Source organism: Candidatus Protofrankia californiensis (assembly GCF_900634765.1).
Lineage (GTDB): Bacteria > Actinomycetota > Actinomycetes > Frankiales > Frankiaceae > Protofrankia > Protofrankia californiensis.
In genome coordinates, this window is sequence record NZ_CAAAFT010000129.1 from 709 (window position 1) to 1,530 (window position 822).

The following is an 822-nucleotide window of genomic DNA, read 5'->3' on the forward strand; positions in this document are numbered from 1 at the left end:
CCGCTGGTGACGATCCGTACGGAGTCCAATGACTTGCCGACGACCCGCAGTGCGTTGGTGAGGGCGGCGAGTACGACGATCGCGGTGCCGTGCTGGTCGTCGTGGAAGACTGGTATGTCGAGCAGTTCGCGCAGCCGCCGTTCGATCTCGAAGCAGCGGGGTGCGGCGATGTCCTCGAGGTTGATGCCACCGAAGACGGGAGCGAGTAGCGCCACCGTGCGCACGATCTCGTCGACGTCCTGGGTGTCGAGGCAGATCGGCCATGCGTCGATGTCCGCGAACCGTTTGAACAGCGCGGCCTTGCCCTCCATCACCGGGATCGCGGCGGTGGGGCCGATGTTGCCCAGGCCGAGCACGGCCGAGCCGTCCGAGACCACCGCGACGCTGTTGCGCTTGACGGTGAGCCGGCGGGCGTCGTCGGGCCGGTCGGCGATGGCCAGGCACACCCGGGCGACACCGGGCGTGTAGGCCATGGACAGGTCGTCGCGGGTTCGCAGCGCGACCTTGCTCGTGACCTCGATCTTCCCGCCGAGATGTAGCAGGAACACCCGGTCGCTCACCCGCCGGACGACGAAGTCCGGCATGGAGCGCAGGGTCTCGGTGATGGACTGCACCTGGTCGGCGTCGGCGCACAGGCAGGTCATGTCCAGTACGAGCCGGTCCGCGTGTGACTCCGCGACGTCGAGAGCGGTGACCACCGCGCCCAGTTTGCCGACGGCAGTGGTGATCTCGCCGACGATCTGTGACGAGGCCGGCACGTCGAGGCGCACTGTTATCGAGAATGAAACGCTGGGGACGGCCACGAACGTGCTCCATCCGTCG

At 67.6% G+C, this 822-nt stretch carries 1 pseudogene; it reads right to left on the reverse strand.

Annotation, left to right across the window (positions count from 1 at the left end):
- Window positions 1-803, reverse strand: a pseudogene (locus DD1DGNOD_RS07780) (NAD-dependent malic enzyme); the annotation flags it as partial.
- Between the last annotated feature and the right edge of the window lie 19 nt (window positions 804-822).